This is a genomic window from Methylomonas sp. 2BW1-5-20 (assembly GCF_052474515.1).
On sequence record NZ_CP184127.1, the window covers coordinates 4,736,140 to 4,759,026 of the forward strand.

18 protein-coding genes and 1 other RNA gene are annotated in these 22,887 nt (G+C 53.6%); 15 read left to right on the plus strand and 4 right to left on the minus strand.

The genetic code is table 11. The annotated features are described in order from the left end of the window. The first annotated feature begins 92 nt into the window (after positions 1 to 92). The 4 genes from ACH50O_RS21760 to ACH50O_RS21775 all read left to right on the plus strand — a co-directional run bounded on the left by ACH50O_RS21760 (position 93) and on the right by ACH50O_RS21775 (position 6,391). Positions 93 to 320, plus strand: a complete 228-nt coding sequence (locus tag ACH50O_RS21760; RefSeq protein ID WP_446809848.1) for a TIGR02449 family protein — start codon at positions 93 to 95, stop codon at positions 318 to 320. Further along, entirely contained in the window at positions 317 to 616 is a 300-nt protein-coding gene (locus ACH50O_RS21765; RefSeq protein WP_446809849.1) for a cell division protein ZapA, read from the plus strand. The genes ACH50O_RS21760 and ACH50O_RS21765 overlap by 4 nt, the downstream gene beginning before the upstream one ends. A gap of 21 nt (positions 617 to 637) precedes the next feature. Next, positions 638 to 817, plus strand: a non-coding RNA gene (gene ssrS / locus ACH50O_RS21770) — 6S RNA. Between the two features lie 411 nt (positions 818 to 1,228). Continuing rightward, positions 1,229 to 6,391 carry a RecQ family ATP-dependent DNA helicase gene (locus tag ACH50O_RS21775; RefSeq protein ID WP_446809850.1) on the plus strand — a complete coding sequence of 1,721 codons (5,163 nt, stop codon included), beginning with the start codon at positions 1,229 to 1,231 and terminating at the stop codon, positions 6,389 to 6,391. 29 nt (positions 6,392 to 6,420) lie between these two features. On the opposite strand, the gene gatB is transcribed toward ACH50O_RS21775, so the two are convergent. The 3 genes from gatB to gatC form a co-directional block, all read right to left on the minus strand. Further along, on the minus strand, positions 6,421 to 7,860 hold the full coding sequence (gene gatB, locus ACH50O_RS21780) for an Asp-tRNA(Asn)/Glu-tRNA(Gln) amidotransferase subunit GatB (protein ID WP_446809851.1): 1,440 nt from the start codon (positions 7,858 to 7,860) through the stop codon (positions 6,421 to 6,423). Positions 7,861 to 7,926: 66 nt separating this feature from the next. Then, a complete protein-coding gene (gatA, locus tag ACH50O_RS21785) occupies positions 7,927 to 9,378 on the minus strand; it encodes an Asp-tRNA(Asn)/Glu-tRNA(Gln) amidotransferase subunit GatA (protein WP_446809852.1) in 1,452 nt (483 codons plus the stop codon). An 8-nt stretch (positions 9,379 to 9,386) separates the two neighbouring features. Next, complete coding sequence (gene gatC / locus ACH50O_RS21790; RefSeq protein WP_446809853.1) at positions 9,387 to 9,674, minus strand: Asp-tRNA(Asn)/Glu-tRNA(Gln) amidotransferase subunit GatC; 288 nt, start codon at positions 9,672 to 9,674, stop codon at positions 9,387 to 9,389. Positions 9,675 to 9,788: 114 nt separating this feature from the next. Here gatC and ACH50O_RS21795 point away from each other — a divergent pair, with 114 nt between their 5' ends. The 11 genes from ACH50O_RS21795 to ACH50O_RS21845 all read left to right on the plus strand — a co-directional run bounded on the left by ACH50O_RS21795 (position 9,789) and on the right by ACH50O_RS21845 (position 21,870). Further along, positions 9,789 to 10,832, plus strand: a complete 1,044-nt coding sequence (locus ACH50O_RS21795) for a rod shape-determining protein (RefSeq protein WP_446809854.1) — start codon at positions 9,789 to 9,791, stop codon at positions 10,830 to 10,832. Positions 10,833 to 11,060: 228 nt separating this feature from the next. Further along, positions 11,061 to 11,909 (plus strand): rod shape-determining protein MreC, encoded by an 849-nt coding sequence (gene mreC, locus ACH50O_RS21800; protein ID WP_446809855.1) that lies wholly within the window; start codon positions 11,061 to 11,063, stop codon positions 11,907 to 11,909. Then, entirely contained in the window at positions 11,896 to 12,384 is a 489-nt protein-coding gene (mreD, locus tag ACH50O_RS21805) for a rod shape-determining protein MreD (RefSeq protein ID WP_446809856.1), read from the plus strand. The genes mreC and mreD overlap by 14 nt, the downstream gene beginning before the upstream one ends. A 6-nt stretch (positions 12,385 to 12,390) precedes the next feature. Further along, positions 12,391 to 14,241, plus strand: a complete 1,851-nt coding sequence (gene mrdA / locus ACH50O_RS21810) for a penicillin-binding protein 2 (RefSeq protein ID WP_446809857.1) — start codon at positions 12,391 to 12,393, stop codon at positions 14,239 to 14,241. Continuing rightward, a complete protein-coding gene (gene rodA / locus ACH50O_RS21815) occupies positions 14,238 to 15,368 on the plus strand; it encodes a rod shape-determining protein RodA (protein ID WP_446809858.1) in 1,131 nt (376 codons plus the stop codon). The genes mrdA and rodA overlap by 4 nt, the downstream gene beginning before the upstream one ends. Positions 15,369 to 15,375: 7 nt before the next feature. Beyond that, on the plus strand, positions 15,376 to 16,365 hold the full coding sequence (gene mltB, locus ACH50O_RS21820) for a lytic murein transglycosylase B (protein WP_446809859.1): 990 nt from the start codon (positions 15,376 to 15,378) through the stop codon (positions 16,363 to 16,365). 184 nt (positions 16,366 to 16,549) lie between these two features. Continuing rightward, entirely contained in the window at positions 16,550 to 18,244 is a 1,695-nt protein-coding gene (locus ACH50O_RS21825) for an FHA domain-containing protein (protein ID WP_446809860.1), read from the plus strand. A 414-nt stretch (positions 18,245 to 18,658) separates the two neighbouring features. After that, positions 18,659 to 19,300 (plus strand): TorF family putative porin, encoded by a 642-nt coding sequence (locus ACH50O_RS21830; RefSeq protein WP_446809861.1) that lies wholly within the window; start codon positions 18,659 to 18,661, stop codon positions 19,298 to 19,300. An 84-nt stretch (positions 19,301 to 19,384) separates the two neighbouring features. Then, on the plus strand, positions 19,385 to 19,975 hold the full coding sequence (locus ACH50O_RS21835; RefSeq protein ID WP_446809862.1) for an RNA polymerase sigma factor: 591 nt from the start codon (positions 19,385 to 19,387) through the stop codon (positions 19,973 to 19,975). Between the two features lie 3 nt (positions 19,976 to 19,978). Further along, entirely contained in the window at positions 19,979 to 20,653 is a 675-nt protein-coding gene (locus ACH50O_RS21840; protein ID WP_446809863.1) for a zf-HC2 domain-containing protein, read from the plus strand. Next, a complete protein-coding gene (locus ACH50O_RS21845) occupies positions 20,650 to 21,870 on the plus strand; it encodes a S8 family peptidase (protein WP_446809864.1) in 1,221 nt (406 codons plus the stop codon). Before ACH50O_RS21840 ends, ACH50O_RS21845 begins: the two co-directional genes overlap by 4 nt. Positions 21,871 to 21,947: 77 nt before the next feature. Here the strand turns inward: ACH50O_RS21845 and flgL are convergent, their stop codons facing one another. After that, positions 21,948 to 22,883: a flagellar hook-associated protein FlgL gene (gene flgL, locus ACH50O_RS21850; protein ID WP_446809865.1), complete on the minus strand. Its 936-nt coding sequence runs from the start codon at positions 22,881 to 22,883 to the stop codon at positions 21,948 to 21,950. Between the last annotated feature and the right edge of the window lie 4 nt (positions 22,884 to 22,887).

The following is a 22,887-nucleotide window of genomic DNA, read 5'->3' on the forward strand; positions in this document are numbered from 1 at the left end:
TTCCTTATTAAAGCTGTTTAATAACATGGCTTATGCTAACATTCTTAGCCATCTACGATGATTATAATGTCATATCGGCCCATACTCCTGCTATGTCTCAAACAGAAAAAGATCCGTCAACCGAACTCGAAGCGTTGGAAGCAAAACTGGACACATTGATTGCACAATTCAATCATGTCAAAAGCGAGAATAAGTCATTGAAAGTTAAACAGGATGCCTTGGTTAGGGAAAAAGCCAAACTATTGGAAAAAACCACCTTGGCCAAGGCCAGGGTCGAAGCGATGATTGCGCGTTTGAAAGCGATGGAGCACGATTCGTGAGTAAAGCCGTCCAGCCCGTTTCGCTGAATATTCTGGATAAGGAATATAAAATCGCCTGTGCCGCCGACGAAAAGGATACCTTGATCAGCTCGGCCCGCGAATTGGACCGGCAAATGCGCAAAATCCGCGATACCGGCAAAGTCAGCAGCACCGACCGCATCGCGGTACTGGCAGCCCTGAATTTGGCCCACGATTTGGTGGCCGCCAATAAAACCGGAAACAACGGCAGCGGCGATATTTGCGCCCGTCTCGCAGATTTGCGAAACAAAATAGAAAACGTTTTAGAAAATTCGTAAATCTGTATAGAATGCACGCCCTATCTCCTGCGGCGTTCGAGCAGTACTGGGTGTTTCCTGAACCTGTTTTTACCCCGGAAACTTTTTGCCTTTCATGGTGCGCATGCCTGTTTATTCAGGAAGCCTGATTGACTGGATTTGGTTTCCACTTGAACCTTCGGTTCAAGGACGAAAGTATCAGACGGCGCAGGCGGGAGATCTCTTCTTTTTTCCTTCTTTTTGTTCACTGGCCCGGTTTGCGGAATGGCTTCATCCGCTTTGGGTTTGCTGGCAGTTTCGATTAATTTCGCAATTTAGGTTTTGTGTCGCTGGCGCGTCCGCCGTTTTATCTGGTGGTTTCACGAAAGCAGCTCTGTTTTCGTAACGAGCGCCAATGGGCTAATCGATAGAGCAAGGCGGGTGGCGTACCGCTTGTTTCCCGCATTGGCGCTTGTGTTTTCTCGTCACCACAGTTCCCTACCCTAGCATTGAGACAAATCCGGTTTGTTGCTCTATGGTTATGCCCCGGTTCGATCGGCCGTAATTGGCTGCGCGGCGAGGCTTGACCGAATTACGTCTGGCAATGAATTACTTACCTAACCTAAATATTCAAGTGCATTCCTTTCCAAACTAATGGCTCTACCACCCGACAGAACCCGAGCCAAGTGCCTTTGCATCGACATTGAAACCGCGCGGCAGGATACTTTAAAACTGCGGGAGATCGGTGCGTATCGCCCGGATACCGATGCGCGCTTGCGTATATCCGGCAAGGTCGCCGATCTGAAGCAAAAACTGGATCAAATCAGCGAAGGCGCGGCGTTTGTGTTGGGGCATAACGTGATTGCCTTCGATCAACCGGCGTTATCGGTATTGCATCCGGATTTGGCACTGCATCGCTTGCCCTTGGTCGATACGCTGGAGCTGTCGCCGGTGGCCTTTCCGCAAAATCCTTATCACCGCCTGGTGAAAGACTACAAGCTCTGTACTACCACCCGCAACGATCCGGTCAGGGACGCGGAACTGGCTTATGAGCTGTTTCTGGACCAGGCCGACGCGTTGCGGCAGCGGGTGGCGGAGCATCCCGACGAAGCGCTGTGTCTGCATTTTTTATTGGCGCCGGAGAACGGTAAAGGCGTGGCGAATTTTTTCGCCAGCTTGCGCGCCGCGCTGCGGCCTTCGTTGATCGATGTGCAAGCCGCCTGGCGGCGGGCGACCGACGGCAAGGTGTGCCGTACCGGACAGCAACAAATCGTTAGTCATTATTTGCCTGTTCCAGCTTGGCATAAGTCTTTGGCTTATGTGCTGGCCTGGCTGCGGGTGGCGGGCGGTAATTCGGTGTTGCCGCCCTGGGTGAGTTTATCCTTCCCGAAAACTCGTGAGTTAATCGCCACCTTGCGCGATGTGCCATGCGGCGATGTCGAGTGCGATTGGTGCCGGGAGCAGCACGATCTGTCGCAACTGCTGCCGCGCTATTTTCCAGGCATCACGCAATTCCGCGCAACGCCGACTACCGAGGACGGCAGGTCCTTGCAGCAAGTCATCGTCGAACACGGTTTTGCCGGCACGCCGACCCTGGCGATTCTGCCGACCGGCGGCGGCAAATCCTTGTGTTATCAACTGCCGGCGCTGGCGCGTTTTTATCGCAACGGCAGTCTGACGGTGATTATCTCGCCACTGCAGTCCTTGATGAAGGATCAGGTCGATAACCTGGAAGCGCGCGGCATCACCTGCGCCGGTTACATCAATAGCTTGTTGAATCCGCTGGAGCGGCAAGTGATGCTGGATAAATTGCGGCTGGGCGATTTGGGTTTGATCTTCGTCGCGCCGGAACAATTTCGCAGCAGCGCATTTGCCAAGGCCTTGCAGCATCGGGAGGTCGGCGCCTGGGTGTTCGACGAAGCGCATTGTCTGTCCAAATGGGGGCACGATTTCCGTCCGGATTATTTATACGTGTCGCGCTTTATCAAGACTCGGCAAAAGGACAAGCCATCACCGGTATTTTGTTTTACCGCCACAGCCAAACCTGATGTGGTGCAGGACATTGTGGAGCATTTTCGCAAGCGCTTAGGCTTTACGCTGACGTGTTTGACCGGCGGCGTCAGCCGCGAAAACCTGCTATATGAAGTGCATGCGGTGCCGGCGCAAGCCAAATACCCGGAAGTGCTGCGTCTGTTGGAACAAAGCTTGCGGGACGAAGGCGGTGCCATCGTGTTTTGCGCCCGGCAGAAAACCGTGGAAGAAATGGCCGATTTTTTGAAACAGGCCGGTGTGGATTGCGGCTATTTCCATGGCGGCATGCAGCCCGAGCAAAAGCGTCAGGTGCAGGAAGCTTTTATCGCCGGCGAGCTGCGGGTGATCGCTGCCACCAATGCCTTTGGAATGGGCGTGGATAAAGCCGACGTGCGCTTAGTGATTCATTTGGATACGCCGGGCTCGCTGGAAAACTATTTGCAGGAAGCGGGCCGGGCGGGGCGCGACCAAGACTTGGCGCGGTGCGTGTTGCTGTATGACGATGCCGATCTGGATGTGCAGTTTCGTTTGCTGCGCAATTCCAGGCTGACGCAACATGATATTTCCGCGATTTTAAAAGCGTTACGCGGCATCGAGCGCAAAGACCGTAGCGAAGGCTCGGTGGTGGTCACCAGCGGCGAGATCCTGTTGGAAATCCCGGATAAGCACGGCATCGACCCCGACGCCGCCGATGCCGACACCAAGGTCGGCATCGCGGTGGCCTGGCTGGAAGAAGCGCGTTTGTTGGAGCGCCAGGAAAATCATACCCGGGTGTTTCCAGGCAGTTTGCAGGTTGCCAGTATCGAAGAAGCTCAGGTCTTGCTGCAGAAAAAGCTGGGGCCGAATGCGAACATTGAGCCTTATATGGCGCTGTTGTCGCAGTTATTTTATAGCGAAGACGATGAAGGTATCAGCACCGACGACTTGATGCTGGCCACGGGCCGTAACTCTCACGAAGTGCAGAGCATGTTGCGCGAGCTGGACCGCTTTAAACTGGTCTCCAACGATACCGAAATCGGTGTGACGCTGTACCGCGATCCCGACACGACGGATCGGCTGGAAGACTTACGCAAACTGGAAGACGCTTTGATCGCCAGTCTCCGCGAAGCTGCGCCGGACGCGGATCGCGAGCAATGGCAAATTCTGAATATGCGGCGGCTGTGCGACACCTTACGCCGTGAGGCTGGTGTGGAACTGACGCCGGACAAATTGACCCGCTTGATGAAATCGTTTGCCGAAGCCTTTGGCGACAGTACCAGCCAGCGTGGCTTTTTCGCGTTACGTCCGTTTGGTCAGGATAATCGCTATCTGAAATTGCTGCGCAGCTGGCAGGACATCGACCTGATTCGGCATAAGCGCATGCGGCTGGCTCAGGCCTTGCTGAATTTCTTTCTAGCGCAACGCCAAGGCAATAATCTGCTGGTTACCTGTAAGCAAGGCGATTTGGAAGCGGCCTTGCAAGCCGATCTGACTTTGCAGGATCTGGAGGTGCGCGACTGGAATGTCGCATTAGCGGCAGCTTTACTCTATCTGGACAGCAACGAAGTTTTGCATTTGGCGCGGGGCAAGGCGGTGTTCCGCGCGGCGATGAGTATCCAGCTCAATGCCGAAGCCCGGCGCCGGCAGTTTAAAAAATCTGATTACACCGAGCTGGCCTTGCATTACAAGGACAAGATCATCCAGGTGCATGTGATGGCGGAATACGCCCGGCTGGCGCTGGGCAAGATTCAGGCGGCGATGGCGTTTATCGTTGATTATTTTGGCATGGACAGGCACGAGTTCGTGCGCCGCTATTTTGCCGGTCGCCAGGATATTCTGGAAATGGCCACCACCGAAGCCGCGCACCGGCGCATTCTCGCCGATCTGCAAAACCCGGAGCAACAAGCCATTGTCGCCGCACCGCCGGAAGGCAGTCAGTTGGTACTGGCCGGCCCCGGTTCCGGCAAGACCAAAGTGATTGTGCATCGGGTGGCATGGTTGCTGAGAGAGTGCATGGTGTTGGCGGAAGACATTATGGTGCTGAGTTACAACCGCTCGGCTGCCGTGGAAATTCGCAAACGTTTGTGGGCATTGATTGGTGCCGATGCCGCCGGGGTGACTGTGCAAACCTTGCACGGCCTGGCGATGCGACTGACCGGCACCAGTTACGCGGTGGCCACCGAGCATGGCGAGACAGTCGATTTTTCGGCGGTTATCAAAAACGCCACCGCGCTGTTAAAACAAGCGGAGCAGGGCGACGAGCTGGAGCCGGGCATCCAGCGCGACCGTTTGTTGTCCGGTTTGCGTTATTTGCTGGTGGACGAATATCAAGACATCAACGCGGAACACTACGAATTGATCAGCGCGCTGGCTGGCAGAGCTATCAACAGCGAGGACGATAAATTGTCCTTGCTGGCGGTGGGTGATGACGATCAAAACATTTACGCCTTTGGCGGCGCGAATGTGCGCTTCATCAAGCAGTTTGCTGTGGATTATCAGGCCAAGACTTACTATCTGATCGAAAACTATCGCTCCACGGCGCAGATTATTCATTGCGCGAACCGTGTCATTGCGCCGGCGCGGGAACGGATGAAAACCCGGCACGCTATCCGAATCAACTACGCGCGCCGCGAGGCGGCGGAGGGCGGCGAGTTTGCCGAACTGGATAGTTTGACTCAAGGCAGAGTGCATATCCTGGAAACGCCCGCAGCGTTGGATGGCGAAGTCGAGGTAGCGCTGGCTGAGGTAGTGCGACTGAACCGGCTGGCGAAATTGGGCGAAACCAGCCACTGGGGCCGATTTGCGGTGATCGCTAGACAGTGGGACACGCTGGAGCCGATGGCGGAATTGTGCCGCTTGCGAGGTATACCGGTGCGTTTGCTGCGCGATGATTATTTGCTGAATTTGCATGCCACCAGGGAAGGCTATAGTTTGCTGGCCTTGTTGTATAAGCAAAGGCGAAAGGCCCGCAAACCGCGCGCGCTGCTGCGCTGGGGATCGTTATCGCGCTGGTTCAGACGCCGTTATCGGCAGAATGTCGATGATCTGATCGAGCATCCTTATCGAGCCATGCTGGCGCAATTCATCAATGTCGCTGAGTCAACCGCGCCGGGTTGCCAGCAGGTGGTCAGCAACCTAGTCGACGCACTCTACGAATTCGGTTCCGGCAGCCAATCCGGCGAAAACGACAGCCGGCATGCGCCGCTACTGTTATTGACGGCGCATCGTGCCAAGGGCTTGGAGTTCGATCATGTCCTGATTTTGGATGGCGGCGGCTGGCAGCAATCCCGCGACGAAGAGCGGCGGCTGTTTTATGTGGCGATGACGCGTGCCAGGAAAACCCTGACTTTCTGCGCCAAGCAGGGCGGGCGACATGCTTTTATTAAAGATTGCGAGATGCTTTGCGTCAAAACCCAGCCGGAATATACAGCGGATTTTCGGCAATTGGGGCAACGCACATGGCTGGTCGATTTGGGGCAAGTCGTGCTGTCGTGGCCGGGATACTTCTTTGCCGATAAATCGATTCACCGCGCAATTGCCGCGCTGGACGTGGGTAGCGAGTTGATTTTGCGGGCCAGAAGCGATGGGCAAGCCGGTTGGGAATTAGCCGATTTAAATGGCGTGGCTGTGACTCGGATGGCACAGGCCTTTAGGCCGCCAAAAGGTGAGATCGTCAAGGTGCGGGTTGCCGCGATTTCGGTTAGGCATAAGACAGCCGGGAACTGGGAGAATCTGCGGTGCGGGAAGTGGGAAGTAGTCTTGCCGGAAATTTTGTATCTGCCCGCAGATAGCGCCCCAGGGTCTTGAGTCAAAACCTCGGGGCTTGGCTGAACTGTCTAGCTTTTTAGCTTGGCGATCAACATTTTGTTCACTTCGCCCGGATTGGCCTTTCCTTGGGTTTCTTTCATGATTTGCCCCACCAGCGCCATCAGCGCTTTGTCCTTGCCGGCCCGGTATTGTTCAACCGGCACCGGGTTGGCGGCAATCACTTTATCGACGATGGCTTCAATAGCACCCATGTCGGTGATCTGTACCAAGCCTTCTTTTTCGATGATTTCGTCGGCGCTGTCGCTGCCGTTCCAGAGTTTGTCGAACACCTGTTTGGCGGTTTTACCGGAAATGGTGCTGTCGGCGATACGTTTGATCAGGCCGGCCAGACGTTCTGCATCGACCGGGCAATCGCCGATTTCCAAGCCGGCTTTATTCAATGCGCCGAGCACGTCACCGGTCAGCCAGTTACTAGCCAGCTTGGCTTCGCCGCCGGAGGCTTTGACAACAGTTTCGTAAAAGTCGGCCAGTTCGCGGGATGAGGTCAAGGTGGTGGCGCTTTCGTTATCCAGGTGGTATTGCTCCACGAAACGCTGTTTTTTGGCGTCAGGCAATTCCGGCAGCGTGGCGCGGATTTCGTCCTTCAAACTTTCTTCGATCAACACCGGCAACAGATCGGGATCGGGGAAGTAACGGTAGTCGTTGGCTTCTTCCTTGCTGCGCATCGAGCGGGTTTCGTCATTGTTAGCGTCGTACAGGCGGGTTTCCTGGATGACTTTGCCGCCGCCTTCGATGACATCGATTTGCCGCTCAATTTCGTGATTGATGGCTTTTTCAACGAATTTGAAGGAGTTGATGTTCTTGATTTCGGCGCGGGTGCCAAACTCTTTTTGGCCTTTCGGGCGCACCGAAACGTTGGCGTCGCAGCGGAAAGAGCCTTCCTGCATGTTGCCGTCGCAGATTTCCAGGTAACGCACCAGTTCGTGTAGTTTGCGCATGTAGGCCACGGCTTCCTTGGCGGAGCGCATGTCCGGTTCGGAGACGATTTCCAGCAATGGCGTGCCGGCGCGGTTCAAGTCGATGCCGGTCAGGCCGTGAAAGTCTTCGTGCAGGGATTTGCCGGCATCCTCTTCCAGGTGCGCGCGGGTGATGCCGATGCGTTTTTCGACGCCGTCGACTTCGATGTCCAGATGGCCGTTGCCGACGATGGGCAGTTCAAATTGACTGATCTGATAGCCTTTCGGCAAGTCGGGGTAAAAGTAGTTTTTTCGGGCGAATACCGAGTGTGGCGCAATTTCCGCGTCGATGGCCAAGCCAAAGGTTACTGCCTTGCGCACTGCGTCTTTATTCAACACCGGCAATACGCCAGGCAAGCCCAAATCGACCGCGCAGGCCTGGGTGTTGGGTTCCGCGCCGTAAGCTGTTGCGGCACCGGAGAAAATTTTGGATTTGGTCGAGAGTTGGGTGTGGATTTCCAGGCCGATGACGGCTTCCCATTGTGAGTTCATTCGTATTTCCTGTATTCAGCTATTTACTCAGCAAAAATGGCGGCTAAATCAATTGGTGCAGTCGAATTATTCGAAGCCTTTCGGTACTTGCAAATGCCAGTCTGTGACTTGCTGGTAGCGATGGCCGACATTCAGCAATTTGGCTTCGCTGAAGTAATTGCCGATGACATGCAATCCCACCGGCTTGCCGGCTATGAAGCCGGCTGGAATTGACATCGCCGGCAAACCGGCCAGGTTGATGGCTATCGTGTAGATGTCTTCCAGATACATCTGTATCGGATCGCTGGTTTTTTCGCCGATGCGAAAGGCGGTACTGGGCGTGACCGGGCCCATCAATACATCGACTTCGCTTAACGCGCGTTTGAAGTCGTCACTGATCAGGCGGCGCACTTGTTGGGCTTTCAAATAATACGCGTCGTAATAGCCGGCTGATAGTGCATAGGTACCCATCAAAATCCGGCGCTTCACTTCCGCGCCGAAGGCTTCGCCGCGTGAGCGGGTGTAAAGATCGGTCAAATCTTCCGGATTCTGGCAGCGGTAACCGAAGCGCACACCGTCGTAGCGCGACAGGTTGGACGAGCATTCGGCCGAGGCGATCACGTAGTAGGCCGGAATCGCCAAGTTCAGATTGGGCATGTCCACTTCTTTGATTTCCGCGCCCAGTTTTTGATATTCGGCGATGGAGGCCTGAATGGCGGCAGCCATTTGGCTGTCTAGCTCGGTGCTGAAAAACTGTTTCGGTAGGCCGATTTTCAAGCCCTGCAGGCTCTCGTTCAGGCCGGCGCTGTAGTCGGGTACAGCTTGATCGACACTGGTGGAATCTTTGGGATCGAAGCCTGCCATGGTTTGCAGCAATAAAGCTGCATCTTCCGCGCTGCGGGCCATCGGTCCGCCTTGGTCCAGGCTGGAGGCGTAAGCGATCATGCCGTAACGCGACACGCGGCCGTAAGTCGGTTTCAAACCGGTGATGCCGCACAGCGCGGCCGGTTGGCGGATAGAGCCGCCGGTGTCGGTGCCGGTCACGGCAGGCGCCAAGCGCGCGGCAACTGCTGCTGCGGAGCCGCCGGACGAGCCGCCGGGCACGCAATCGGTGGCCCAGGGGTTGCGCACCGGGCCATAAAAGCTATTTTCGTTGGACGAACCCATCGCAAATTCGTCCATGTTCAATTTACCCAGCATCACCGCACCGGCACGGTTGAAGTGTTCAACCACGGTGGCGTCGTAAGGGGCGATAAAATTGTCCAACATTTTCGATCCGCAGCTGGTTTTAGTGCCTAGCGTGCAGAAAATGTCTTTTTGGGCGATGGGGATGCCGGCCAGAGGTCCGACGTTGCCGGCAGCAAGCAGTTGATCGGCGGCTTGGGCTTGTTGCAACGCGGTTTCCGCGTTAACGGTGATAAACGCGTTCAGGTCCTGGTGCTGGCTGATGCGGGTTAAAAAGTGTTGAGTAAGTTCAACGCTGGAAAATGCTTTGCTGCGCAGCCCGGCTGCCAGTTCGCTAAGGGGTTTGGTGTGCATAATCGTCCTTAATCGATGACTTTTGGAACCAGGTACAAGCCGGCTTCGGTTTGCGGGGCGATGGTTTGGAAATGGTCGCGCTGATCGGTCTCGGTCACCGCGTCTTCGCGCAGGCGTTGCATTTGGTCCAGAGGGTGTGCCATTGGCGTCACACCGGCGGTGTTTAACTGGCCCATTTGCGTCATTAATTCCAGTACGCCGGATAGGTCTTTTGCATAGTGTTCGACGTCTTGTTCAGCAATGCCCAGCCTTGCCAGGTGAGCGATTTTTTTAACGTCATTCGCCGTTAACGACATTCTTCTAACTCCAGGTTTTCTTAGTAAAACTATGATACTTTATATCTTGCTCAAATACCTGCTTGATTGTTAAAGTAGTGGGATTTTCCGTGTGCGCTTAGGGTACTGCTTACAATGTTTAAAAGAATTCGTGGCCTTTTTTCCAATGATTTGTCTATCGATTTGGGTACGGCAAATACGTTAATTTATGTTCCAGGCCAGGGAATCGTACTCAACGAGCCTTCCGTGGTAGCCATTAAAGAAGACAAGATTCGTGGTCAAAAAACAATTGCTGCCATCGGCGCCGACGCCAAAAGCATGCTGGGCCGTACACCCGGCAATATCACCGCAATCCGGCCGCTAAAAGACGGCGTGATCGCCGATTTTGCGGTTACCGAGCGCATGTTGCGGTTTTTTATCAAAAAAGTGCACGAAAATAAATTACTGCGGCCCAGTCCGCGCATTCTGATCTGCGTGCCTTGCGGTTCTACGCAAGTCGAGCGGCGGGCGATTCGCGAATCGGCGGCGATGGCTGGCGCTAGAGAAGTTTATTTGATCGAAGAGCCGATGTCGGCTGCCGTAGGCGCGGGTTTGCCGGTCGATGCGGCGCATGGCTCCATGGTGTTGGATATCGGCGGCGGCACTTCCGAGGTGGCAGTCATTTCCTTGAACGGCATCGTCTATTCGGCTTCGGTGCGGATCGGCGGCGATCGTTTCGACGAGTCTATCATCAGTTACGTGCGCCGTAATTACGGCACGCTGATCGGCGAAGCTACCGCCGAAAAGATCAAGCACGAAATCGGCGCGGCCTATCCGGGCAGCGAAGTACGGGAAATGCAGGTCACCGGCCGCAATTTGGCGGAAGGCGTGCCGCGCAGTTTTTCATTGAACAGCAACGAGATTCTGGAAGCCTTGCAAGAACCTTTGTCCGGTATCGTCAGCGCGGTGAAAGTCGCGTTGGAGCAAACGCCGCCGGAACTGGGCGCCGATGTGGCCAGCCGCGGTATCGTATTGACCGGCGGTGGTGCCTTGCTGAAAGACATCGACCGTTTGATTTCCGAGGAAACCGGTTTGCCGGTGTATATCGCCGACGATCCTTTAACTTGTGTAGCCAGGGGCGGCGGCATGGTATTGGAAATGCTGGATTCTAAAGGCGCATCGGCATTCTCCTTGGAATAAGCGCTGGATAGAAAAATCTCTGAAAGGCGGTTTTAACCACTTTGCGTGGTTAAAACCGCCTTTTCTACGAAATTTATGCCGCTCGGTACTCTATGCGCGCCGGCGGAGGTTGATTGTTCTTGCTATCGCGTCGATAGGCGCCGGTCTTGCTTGTCGCGTCTTGATTGTTAGAGGTTTGCCATAAAACTCTTATTTGCCAAAGGCCCTTCGCTTAACACACGTTTACTGGTGGCATTGCTGGTATCCATCTCATTGTTGGTCATCGATTATCGTAGCGAACGCCTGGATAGGCTAAGGTCGTTATTGTCGGTGCTCACCTATCCGCTACAATCGCTCGCCAGTCTACCGGTGGATTTTTATCAGTCTATCTCCGGGACAGTCATATCCTTCGTTGAATTGCAAAAAGAAAATCGGCGCCTGAAAGAGTTGCAATTTGTAAATGACGCCAAATTGTTAAAACTCGCGGCGTTGGAAAAAGAAAACACCCGGCTGCGGATGTTGTTGGAAAATTCGTTTCAACTTGGCGAGCAGGTGCTGGTGGCCGAACTGGTTTCGGTAAAACTGGCACCTTACGAGCACACCGTCGTGGTCAACAAAGGTTCGCGCTTTGGCGTACACGCCGAACAACCCGTCCTGGACGCCAACGGCATCGTCGGTCAGGTGGTCCGGGCTTTGCCTTCCAGCTCGGAAGTGATGCTGATCACCGATCCGGATCATGCCATTCCGGTGCAAGTTAACCGTAACGGTTTGCGCACCATAGCCTTCGGCACCGGCCAACCCAATCGCCTGCATTTGCCGTTTCTCGCCAATAACGCCGACATCGTGCCGGGCGATTTGTTGGTGACGTCCGGTTTGGGTGGTGTGTTTCCGGCCGGTTATCCGGTGGCGGTGGTCGACAAGTTCGAAGCCCGGCCGGATAAATCTTTTGCCAATATCTATGCCACGCCGAAAGCCGAGCTGGACAAAAGCCGAGAGTTTTTGATCGTCTGGAGTCACTCTACGCCGGTGGTATTGGGCGAGCCGGGTAAAGCACCGGCAGAGCCGGATACCAAGGAAGCCGAACATGTCGCGCCTTGATTTTCTGGCCACGGCTTATTTCATTGTCACCGTCGCCGCGGCGATGGTACTCAGGGTGATGTCCTTGTTTCCGAGCATGGACGTTTTTAACCCGGACTGGATTGTGTTGGTGCTGATTTACTGGTCGATTGCGTTGCCGGAACGCTTCGGCGTGTTTAGCGCCTGGACGATAGGCTTGTTAACCGATGTACTGACCGGACGCTTATTGGGTCAGTATGCCTTGATCTACGCCTTGATCTGTTATTTCAGCATCAACGAACATCGGCGCTTACGGCAGTTTCCGATGGTGCAGCAATGCTTGTTCGTGTTTTTTTGCTTGCTGGGGGCGCAGAGTATTATTTTCGGTACGGAAAGCATGCAAGCCGGCAACCGCCTGCCGCTATCTTTTTGGTACCCGGTCTTGTCCGGTACCCTGGTATGGCCACTCGTATTTGTGGTGCTGCGCTACATCCGAGTGATGGCGCGTATCGTTTGACGAGGCATGGATAGAAAATTCGCCATTAAGGATCCGCTCGCCGAAAGTCGCTTATTTTTAAGCCGTATTGTCGCGGCTTTTATCCTGATCCTGTTTTTGATCGCCGGCCTGGTGGTGCGCCTGGTGTATTTGCAAGTGGTCGGCCACGAGCACTATGCGACTCTATCCAAGGATAACCGCATCAAAATTTCGCCATTACCGCCCACGCGGGGCGTGATTTACGACCGCAAGGGCCGGATGTTGGCTGAAAACGTGCCAACCTACAGTTTGGAGCTAATCCCGGAACAGATCCAAAATCTAGACGATACGCTCGTCAGGCTACAGAAGCTGCTGGACATTTCCGACGAAAAAATCGACTTGTTTCAAAAGCAACGCAAGCGCAACAAGTCCTTTACCAGCACGCCGCTATTACAAAACCTCAGCGATGAAGACGTGGCTAAGTTCGCGGTGGTCAGGCCGTATTTTCCCGGTGTCGATGTTTACGCCCGGTTAGTGCGGCATTACCCTTATGGCGATTTGGCCTCGCATGTGGTCGGTTACGTCGGCCGCATCAACGAACAGGAAATGAAAACCCTGCCGATCGCCAAATATCGCGGTACCAATCACATCGGCAAAACCGGTATCGAAAAAACCTATGAAGAGCATTTGCTCGGTACCGCCGGTTATGAAGAAATAGAAACCAACGCCCAGGCCAGGGCAGTGAACACCGTTGCCACTGTCGAGCCGGTGGCGGGTTCCAACATCTATCTGACATTGGATATCGATTTGCAAAAAATCGCTTACGACGCATTGTCCGAATACAATGGCGCTGCGGTGGCGATTGAAATCAAGACCGGGGGTGTACTGGTGTTTGCCAGTCGGCCCGGCTTCGATCCCAATCCGTTTGTTTCCGGTATTTCCGGCAAGGATTATAAAGCCCTGCAGGATTCGCCCGATCAACCTCTCTATAACCGAGCCTTGCGCGGCCAGTATCCGCCGGGTTCCACCGTCAAGCCGTTTCTAGGTTTGGCCGGTTTGGAATACGGGGTGACCGATTTCGGGCACCGGTTATTCTGCCCTGGTTATTACAAGCTACCCAATGTCGATCACAAGTACCGCGACTGGAAGAAATGGGGCCACGGCATGGTCGATATGAATGAAGCGATCACTCAATCCTGCGACGTGTACTTTTACGATCTGGCGCTGGCCTTGGGTATCGATAAAATGCACGATTTTATGGATAAATTCAGTTTCGGCCGGAAAACCGGGATCGATTTAGTCGGCGAAGTCGATGGTTTGATGCCGTCTAAAGAATGGAAACGACATTACCGTAGCCAGGCCTGGTTTCCCGGCGAAACCCTGATTACCGGGATCGGCCAAGGCTACACACAAGCCACGCCTTTGCAATTGGCGCACGCGACCGCGACTTTGGCCAATTACGGCAAGGTCATCACACCGCATTTGGTGCACAGTATTATCAGCGCCGACTATGCCGACTTGATCGGCGGTAAGGCCGATGCGCTGATTCCGCTGAAAACCCAGAACGTCGATAACATCATCAAAGGTATGACTAACGTGGTACACGGTTCTAGGGGCACCGCCGGCCGCTTGGCCAAGGCCATTACCTATCAAATCGCCGGCAAGACCGGTACGGCGCAGGTTTTTACCATCAAGCAGGAAGAGAAATATAACGAGGACGCCATCGATTTTAAAATGCGCGACCACGCCTTATTCATAGCCTTCGCCCCGGTCCACGATCCGCAAATTGCGGTGGCGATTATCGCCGAGCACGGCGGTCACGGCGGCTCCGTTGCGGCGCCTATCGCCGGCGAAATTATCGATGCCTATCTGAATCAAAAAAAGGAGGCCCAGCCATGAGAAGCGAAATGCGCAACGAGCAGTTCCAGCCGCCCTCGCTGTTAGGCAATTTGCTCAGGAAACTGCATATCGATATTCCGCTGTTTATCGGCTTGTTATTGATTTGCGCAACCAGCTTCGTGATTTTGTACAGCGCTGGCGGCCAGGAAATTCCGTTGTTGGTGCGGCATGCAACCCGGATGGGTTTTGCCATGTTGTTAATGATCGTGCTGGCGCATATCAACCCGCGCCGCTTTCAAAGTTTCTCGGTGGTTTTGTTTACGCTGTGCGTCCTGTTGTTGCTGGCGGTGGCGGTGATGGGGCAGATCAGTATGGGCGCTCAGCGCTGGCTGGATCTGGGCTTCTTCCGCTTCCAGCCGTCCGAGTTTACCAAGGTCAGTGCGCCGATGATGGTGGCCTGGTATTTATCCGAACACGCATTGCCACCCAAGCCCAAGCATGTCGTGGGGGCAGCGATTCTGTTAATACTGCCGGTATTGTTGATTGCCAAGCAACCCGACTTGGGGACTGCGTTACTGGTGGCCAGTTCCGGCGCGGCGGTGCTGTTTTTCGCCGGGCTATCTTGGTGGTTTATGCTGGGATGCGTAGCCCTATTGGCGTCCTTGACGCCGGTGTTATGGCACTTCATGCGCGAATATCAGCGCAACCGGGTATTGACTTTTATGAACCCGGAAGCGGATCCGATGGGCGCCGGCTACCATATCATTCAGTTGAAAATCGCCATCGGTTCAGGTGGCATCAATGGCAAGGGTTGGCTGGGCAGTAGCCAGGCGGAGCTGGATTTTTTACCGGAAAGCTCCACGGACTTTATCTTTGCGGTGTTTGCCGAGGAGTTCGGTTTGTTCGGTTGCGTCGGTTTGCTGGTGTTGTATTTGCTGGTGATCAGCCGCTGTTTTTATATTGCGGTGCAAGCCCAAGATACTTACTCGCGCTTGTTGGCCGGTAGTTTGGCCTTTACCTTTTTCGTGTACGTGTTCGTCAATATCGGGATGGTGATTGGCGTGTTGCCGGTGGTCGGCGTGCCGCTGCCGCTGGTGAGCTACGGCGGTACTTCGATGGTGACGCTGATGGCCGGCTTTGGTATTTTGATGTCCATCCATACTCACCGTAAATTATTACCCGTTTAATTGGCTTATGAAAATTAACAATATTGTATTCGCCTGGCTATTATTGACCGCCTTGCTGTTGACTGCCGGTTCCGCGTCCGCTGAAGTCGCGGAAACCGACAGTTTCAAGCAATTTATCCATAACATGGTCAAGCAGCAGCATTTCAATGAATCTGAATTGAGACAGCTGTTCAAGGCCGTGCAGATCCAGCAGCCGATTTTGGACGCGATGTCGAAACCGGCGGAAGGCAAGCCCTGGTTTCAGTATCGCGAGATATTCATGACCGAAGCCCGGATCGCCGGCGGCGTGCAGTTCTGGAAAGACAACGAAGCGGCCCTGAAAGCCGTGGAAAGCCAATACGGCGTGCCGGCGGAAATCATCATCGCCATCATCGGCGTGGAAACCAAATACGGCGCGTATACCGGTAAGTATCGGGTGATCGACGCGCTGGCGACCCTGGGTTTCGCCTATCCGCCGCGTAGCGAGTTTTTTCTGAAAGAGTTGGAACAATTTCTGATTTTGGCTCGCGAAGAGCATATCGACCCGCTGCAGCCCATGGGCTCTTATGCCGGGGCGATGGGCTTGCCGCAATTCATGCCCAGTAGTTTTAGGGGTTATGCCAAGGATTTTGATATGGACGGCAAACGTGATATCTGGACAAATAGCGCCGATGCGATTGCCAGCGTGGCCAATTATTTCGTGCGCAATCAATGGCGACCCGGCGGACCAGTGGTTTTTCCTGTCACAGCGCGCGGCGACACTTATCGGCAAGCATTGAGCAAGGGGGGGAAACCCGATGTCGGTGTCGGCGAATTACGCCGCTTGGGGGTGGATGTGCCGACGCAGTTGGCCGCCGGCGAAACGGTCAAACTGCTGGCTTACCAGCAACAGGTCGGCGAAGATTTATGGGTGGGCTTGCATAATTTTTACGTCATCACCCGTTATAACCACAGCCCGTTATATGCGATGGCTGTCTATCAACTCAGCCAAGCCATTGCCGCCCGTAAGCTTTCATAAGCATCGCTGCCATTGTTGGACTATGCTTGTCCGGCACTGGCAAAATCAAACTTGTCAGCATTTAGGGGGGATCTTGCTTTGCCGTTACCGATTACCAAGGGCGACTAATGCTGTTACTCGGTAGAGACCCGATCACATACTGATAGCAAGGCCTAGCGTAAGCACTGCAACGAGAGGCAAGTTGATGGAAGACGATAAAACCGTTTTCATGGGCGTTAGTCCGTTTAAAGCAGCGGATGCGGACGCCGATCGCACGGTATTGGCCAAGCCTGAGACGCTTCTGGTTGATTTGCTGAATATTAGCGGACAAGTGATCGCCAATTATGCGTTCGAAAACAGCTTTAGCGTTGGCCGGGCTCAAGAGAACTCGGTGGTCGTCAACGATCAATCCATTAGCCGGCATCATCTGGAGATCAAACGCGCGCCCGATGGCTGGTGGGTTGTCGACTTAAACAGCACGCATGGCGTGTATCTGGACAAACAGCGGCTGGCCGCTAAAACCAAGTTGCATTTGCCGGTTTTATTAGACCTGGGCGTTTCGCCGTTTGAGCTGAAAATCGCCTCCGCGAATGCAAAACCCGTTTTACCCACGCCAAAAGACGATGCCACCTTATTTGCCGTCGCGCAAACGCCTGTTCTAAATCAGCCCAAAGCCCTACCTCCCAAGCCGCAGCAGAATTTATCAGCTGATGCGATTAAAAACCGCCTGCTGTCCGAGGAAGAATCGGCGGATATGGGCGATTACACGCGCATGGTGCGGCGGGTGATCCGCGAGGATAGAACGGTCAGAACCAAAAACTATAAAAAGCTGATTTGGTCCCTGGGGATTTTGTTTGTGATCTCCGCCGGCTTGGTGACTTATCAATATCTGGCGCTGGACAATGCCCGCAAGTTGGCGATCAATATGTTTTATGACGTAAAAACCTTGGAAGTCAGTTTGTCGCAAGCCGATATACGGTTGGCGGAGAATGTCGAGTCCTTGGCCAAAGCCTTCGAAGAAGTAAAGGACGAAAAATTAAAGGTGTCTCAGGAGCGCATCAAAGCCGAACAGGCAAAAATTCTGGAAGAGAAAAAACGCTTGGCCGAGGAACGGCAAAAGCTGAAATTGATGAAAGCCAAGTATCAGGAATACCTGAAAGAAATCGATTTTCTGCGCCTTAGCTTTCCGACCGACGAACAATACGAACGCCAGTTGATTACCCGCGTGGTCAGAGGCTTTGGCGAAAGCGAGCTGGAACTGCCGGACGAGTTTGTTACCCAGGTGCGACAATACATCAAGAACTGGCAGGATACGGGCAGATTGCGCCTGGCGATAAAAAACATGCAAGACAATCAATACGGGGCCATGGTCTTGGATGCGCTTGATAAGGAAGGCCTGCCGGCTTATTTCATGTATCTACCGCTGCAGGAAAGTAATTACGACACTAAAGCGATTGGGCCGGAGACGCGTTTTGGAATTGCGAAGGGTGCCTGGCAATTCCTGGCCACCACTGGCCAGGAATACGGTCTGCCGTCCGGACCGCTGGCGAATGTTCGGGAATATGACGAGCAGGATGCGCGTTTCGACTTTCCGCAGGCCACCCAAGCCGGGGCGAAATACCTGAAATATATCTACAGCAAGCAGGCGCAAGCGTCCGGATTGTTGGTGATGGCCAGCTATAACTACGGCCATAATAAAGTGCGCGGGATGGTGGAAAAAATGCCGGACAATCCGCGCGACCGCAACTTCTGGAAATTCATCCAACAATACGAAATTCCGGTGGAAACCTACGATTACGTGTTTTACATCGTCTCGGCCGCGGTGATAGGCGAAGACCCCAAGCATTTCGGTTTCGACTTTAGCCCGCCGCTGTTACAAGCGCCCCCAGCCGTGAATTGAGCTGCAAAACTTGCCGGTCAACCCTAGCCAAACACGGACATAATACTTGACTAACATGGGTTGCGATGCGTCGATCGCGGCCATCAGGCTACACGTATCTAATCTATATGCCCATTATTGACGAGTTGATTGCACAAAGTTTTTACAACTGCTACACATCCGGAACCCGTTCGCTCCAGCTAGTCGATAATTGCAAAATCGACTGGCGCATTGGGCCTAGTCGCCGACTATAAACGTCTGTTCCCGGCCTTGGTTGAAGGTACCATCCAATTAGGAAATAATGCTGTTTTGATCGCTATTCACCCCCACATGGAGTCTTCGAATATTTTTTGCAAAGGCTGGTTTTGCTTATCGATAGTGTTGTTTAGTTTATGTTTCGGCGGGCGTTTTGCTCTGGCCGATTGGCATGGGCGTGTGAATTTTTTAAGCGATTATATTTACCGGGGCTACTCCAAAAATCGCGGCAACCCACTCGTTCAAGGCCATATCGATTATCAGGACGACAGCGGCTGGTTTGGTGGGTTAAGCGTATCTCAGGTGCGTTTTGACGACGGTAAAAATGTCGGTCGCGCGTCAGTTGAAATCAAACCCCATTTAGGCTGGACATGGCCGGTGACAGCCGGTTGGCGGGCCGAGTTAGCGGCCAGCGTTTATATTTACGACAATAAAATATTCGATCATTACGCCAATTATGCGGAGGTTTACATATCCGCGCATTATCAGAATTGGTTGAGCGCCAGGGTAGCCATCGCACCGAATGCCTATCAACGCCAAGCGAACGTGTTGAATTACGAACTAAATTATCGGCGCGACATACTGGATACCGTGCAATTTTCCGCCGGTTTGGGATACAACCAAGCCGGTGCCCTATTGGGCCAGGATTACTTTTACTGGAATACCGGCGTGTCGTGGTTTTTGACAAATAATCTATCGGTCGATTTTCGCTATGTGGACGCTAACCTCGGTTTTCACGAAAGCACTGAATATCACCATGATGAATTTTATCCGCGTCCACAGGACAATAAATATCTATTCTCGGTCACCTTTGGGTTTTAATAGTTTTCAACCCGTTTGAACCTTTCGCTCGGTCGGTGGAATACAGATAGCATGACCCCGTTAATCCGCGATGAAGGTTAAATCATGCTGCGTCTAGTGCGTTCAACACCGCCCATGCCGAACAAGACTGAAAACATAGTCGATGAATATGCCTTGCTCCAGCGTATAGTTGAAGGGGACGCTCCGGCTTTCGAAGCCTTTTATAAACTTTACTACCCCAGGTTATTTCGCTTTATTTTGCGCACGACCCGAGATTCCGAACACATCGAAGAACTGATACAGGAAACATTATTGTTGGTTTGGCAGCAGCCGGAACGCTTCAATCACAGCAGTAAAATTTCCAGCTGGGTGTTTGGCATTGCCTACAATAAATCGCTAAAAGCCTTGTCCAAAGCCGGTAAATACAGCAAAGATATCGATATCGAAGAATTCAGAGAGATACTTGGTGATCCTTTGGCGAATATGGCCGAAAACATCGAAAATCAGGATTGGCTTAATCAGGCACTCGACAGCCTGCCGGCCGACCAACGCGCCGTTATCGAGCTGACTTTTTATCACGGTCTGCCGTATCAGGAGATTGCCAAAGTCCTCGATTGCCCGGAAAACACCGTTAAAACCCGTATGTTCCATGCCCGCAAAAAGCTGAACGCATTTGCACGGGCCAAGGGAGATTAAGCTATGACCGTCACCACATCAAACTCCCAGGCCGAACACCAACAGGTTCAGTTGCTATTGCCTTGGTATATTAATCAGAGTCTGCAACCGCACGAGCGCTTGATTGTAGAAGCGCACATTCGGCATTGTCTGCTTTGTCGCCGCGAGTTGGTCGGGTTACACAAGCTGGCCAATGCAATAACCCAGACATCCGATCTGGACGCGGCGGCGGAAACCTCATTTGCCGGTTTGGCCGGTAAATTGCCGGCGCGCGAGCCGAATCCCCTGTCGTCGGGTGCCTTTAAGCAACAAACTCCGCGGCACCGGTTGAGCTCTTACGTAAAACACAGCGGATTTCGGTATGCAATGGCCGCTTCGCTATTGCTGGCGCTGCTGTTGCCGTTCGGTTGGCGGACGTTGCCGATACCAAACGAGGGTTTCCGCACCTTGTCGGCTGCCAGGCCCGGATCCAGCCAAGATCCGGAATTGCGAGTGGTGTTTGCGAAATCCAGCTCGGAAGCGGATATTGCCGGCGTACTGGCGGCGTTGCACGGCCAACGGGTCGGCGAGGTCAACAGCGCGGGAGCATTGACCGTTCGCCTGAATAGCAATGACGGTAAGCCCAGCCTGGAACAAGCCATCGCCATCTTGCGCAGCCGCCCGGACGTGCTATTGGCCGAACCCGTATTACAACCATGAAAGCGATTCGCCTGGCTACGCTGCTTGTGTTGATCGCACTTGGCATGGGCTGTGCCAATCAAACCGATTATTCGCGATTGGGCGATAGCGGCGCGGCTCAGGAACACCGATTGCTGGTGACCTTCGTCGATCGAAGCATTAATCGCGATTTACCCGGCAATAGTCAGGATGCATACCGCGTTCGCGGCAGCTACGGCAATTCGAGCTGGAGTGAGCATATCGCGCAAAAATTAGCCGAACGCTATCGCTTGCAACTAATCGCGCAATGGCCGGTGACTGAATTGGGCGTCAATTGCGTGGTTTACGAAGTCCCCGAATCCCTGGTCGTGAACCGGGTGATCGAGACATTGCGAAAAGATAAGGATGTCGGTTCGGTACAATTGATGCAGGGTTTTCGGGTGTTAGCCGAGCAAGTTGACAAGCAGGCCATCTATAGCGACCCGTATCTGCCATTACAGTCTGCATTTAATTCGCTGAGCATCGGCGAGTGGCATAAAAAAACCACCGGTCACGGCGTCCGTATTGCATTGATCGATACCGGCGTCGATCTCAATCACCCCGACCTGAAAGGTCAAATAAACTACACGGAAAACATGGCGCCGGAACCCGGCGACCATAATTTAGCCGACAAACACGGCACCGCGGTTGCCGGCGTCTTGTCGGCAAAGCCAAACAACGGCATCGGTATCGCCGGCATTGCGCCGGAAGCCGATGTAATGGCATTTCGCGCCTGTTGGCCGGATCAACCGAATTCATTGGCCGCGCGGTGCAACAGCTTCACCTTGGCCTTGGCCTTGAATCAGGCCATACGAATGAACAGTCAGATCATTAATCTGAGTTTGAGCGGCCCGGAAGATCCGCTATTGAAAATGCTGATCGACAAAGCCCTTAGCAAGGGCATTATTGTGATTGCGGCGGTCCCCGGCAAAAACCAAGCTGGCGGCTTTCCCGCCGATATTCCCGGTGTGTTGGCGGTCGGTCAAGGCGGCGAAACCGATAGCAACGAAATTGTTGCACCCGGACGGGATATTTTGACAACCGTGCCCCACGAAGCGTACGACTTTATGAGCGGAAGCTCATTTGCCACGCCGCATGTTGCCGGAATGGCCGCCTTGTTGTTGCAATTGCGGCCCAATTGGCAAGTTGCCGACATCAAGCAGCAATTACACCATCCGGAAACGATGCTCGGCGTCTTGCAAAACGCTCCAGTTCACTAATCGCGTCGGCAGGCCGCCCATCAATCGCAATCGCGAGGGACGATGCTATGTTCGATCAAAGTCCAGGCAAGCCGCCGCTAAGAAATGTAATTAAACAAGGACAAGTTTTGCACTTTGGTAAATGCTTGTTGCGCGGCTTGCAGCGATATTTGTTGTTGGTTGAACTTACTCAGCGCATCGGCGTAATCCAGGTCGCCAATGTCCGATGCGGTGGATTTGTTGGCGAGTATATAGTCGGCGTTCAGGTTCTCCTGATCGTCGAGGGCTTTGAGGCGGGCGCCGGTCGAGGCGCGGACGGTATCCATGCGCACTAAGGTTTTGTCCAGGTCGTCCAGCGATAACCTGTTCGGCGTATTGGCTTTCAGATCGCTGGATAACTGCGCAATTGCCTGAAACACATTGATACTGCTGTTGCTCCCCGGGGTTAGCGGTGGAGCGGCCGGGTCGATGGCGCCGAAGACGGCTTCGCCATCGTCGCCGTCGGTAACCGTGCGGCCATTCGGACCAATGGCAATCTCTCGTTGCGACGTACTCGGGTCGCCTTTGGCAAACGTTTGGAAGTTACTGCTCTGGGTGAATGCCGGCTTGTCGCTGGCGTAGCCGGAAAAAATGTATTCGCCGTTCGCGTTCTGGGTATTGGCAATCCCCATCAATTGCTTATTCAATTCATCGATTTCATTAGCGATCTGTTGCCGGTTGGTTTGGGTATTGCTGTCATTCAGGCCTTGCACGGTTAATTCGCGTATTTTCTGCACAACCTCGGTAGCATTGCTGATACTGGACTCTTCCAGACCCAGCCGTTGCCGGGCCGCGCCTATATTGACCTGGTATTGCTGGTTTTCCTTAATATTTTGATTCAGATCGATCAGGCTGGTGGCCGCGACCGGATTTTCGGATGGATTCAGATATTTTTTGCCGGACGATAGCTTAAGCTGAATATCGCTAAGTTTGGACTGTTGGTCCAACATGCTATTAACGCTAAGCTGATGACTCCAGGAAGTTGAAATACGCATGATA

What these genes read in the sequence shown, in the direction of transcription:
- mltB (WP_446809859.1), top strand. Translation starts at nt 15,376, where the DNA reads ATGAAAATTAACAATATTGTATTCGCCTGGCTATTATTGACCGCCTTG.
- flgL (WP_446809865.1), bottom strand. Translation starts at nt 22,883, where the DNA reads ATGCGTATTTCAACTTCCTGGAGTCATCAGCTTAGCGTTAATAGCATG.
- ACH50O_RS21775 (WP_446809850.1), top strand. Translation starts at nt 1,229, where the DNA reads ATGGCTCTACCACCCGACAGAACCCGAGCCAAGTGCCTTTGCATCGAC.
- gatC (WP_446809853.1), bottom strand. Translation starts at nt 9,674, where the DNA reads ATGTCGTTAACGGCGAATGACGTTAAAAAAATCGCTCACCTGGCAAGG.
- ACH50O_RS21795 (WP_446809854.1), top strand. Translation starts at nt 9,789, where the DNA reads ATGTTTAAAAGAATTCGTGGCCTTTTTTCCAATGATTTGTCTATCGAT.
- ACH50O_RS21760 (WP_446809848.1), top strand. Translation starts at nt 93, where the DNA reads ATGTCTCAAACAGAAAAAGATCCGTCAACCGAACTCGAAGCGTTGGAA.
- gatA (WP_446809852.1), bottom strand. Translation starts at nt 9,378, where the DNA reads ATGCACACCAAACCCCTTAGCGAACTGGCAGCCGGGCTGCGCAGCAAA.
- ACH50O_RS21840 (WP_446809863.1), top strand. Translation starts at nt 19,979, where the DNA reads ATGACCGTCACCACATCAAACTCCCAGGCCGAACACCAACAGGTTCAG.
- ACH50O_RS21825 (WP_446809860.1), top strand. Translation starts at nt 16,550, where the DNA reads ATGGAAGACGATAAAACCGTTTTCATGGGCGTTAGTCCGTTTAAAGCA.
- mreD (WP_446809856.1), top strand. Translation starts at nt 11,896, where the DNA reads ATGTCGCGCCTTGATTTTCTGGCCACGGCTTATTTCATTGTCACCGTC.
- rodA (WP_446809858.1), top strand. Translation starts at nt 14,238, where the DNA reads ATGAGAAGCGAAATGCGCAACGAGCAGTTCCAGCCGCCCTCGCTGTTA.
- ACH50O_RS21835 (WP_446809862.1), top strand. Translation starts at nt 19,385, where the DNA reads ATGCTGCGTCTAGTGCGTTCAACACCGCCCATGCCGAACAAGACTGAA.
- gatB (WP_446809851.1), bottom strand. Translation starts at nt 7,860, where the DNA reads ATGAACTCACAATGGGAAGCCGTCATCGGCCTGGAAATCCACACCCAA.
- ACH50O_RS21845 (WP_446809864.1), top strand. Translation starts at nt 20,650, where the DNA reads ATGAAAGCGATTCGCCTGGCTACGCTGCTTGTGTTGATCGCACTTGGC.
- mrdA (WP_446809857.1), top strand. Translation starts at nt 12,391, where the DNA reads ATGGATAGAAAATTCGCCATTAAGGATCCGCTCGCCGAAAGTCGCTTA.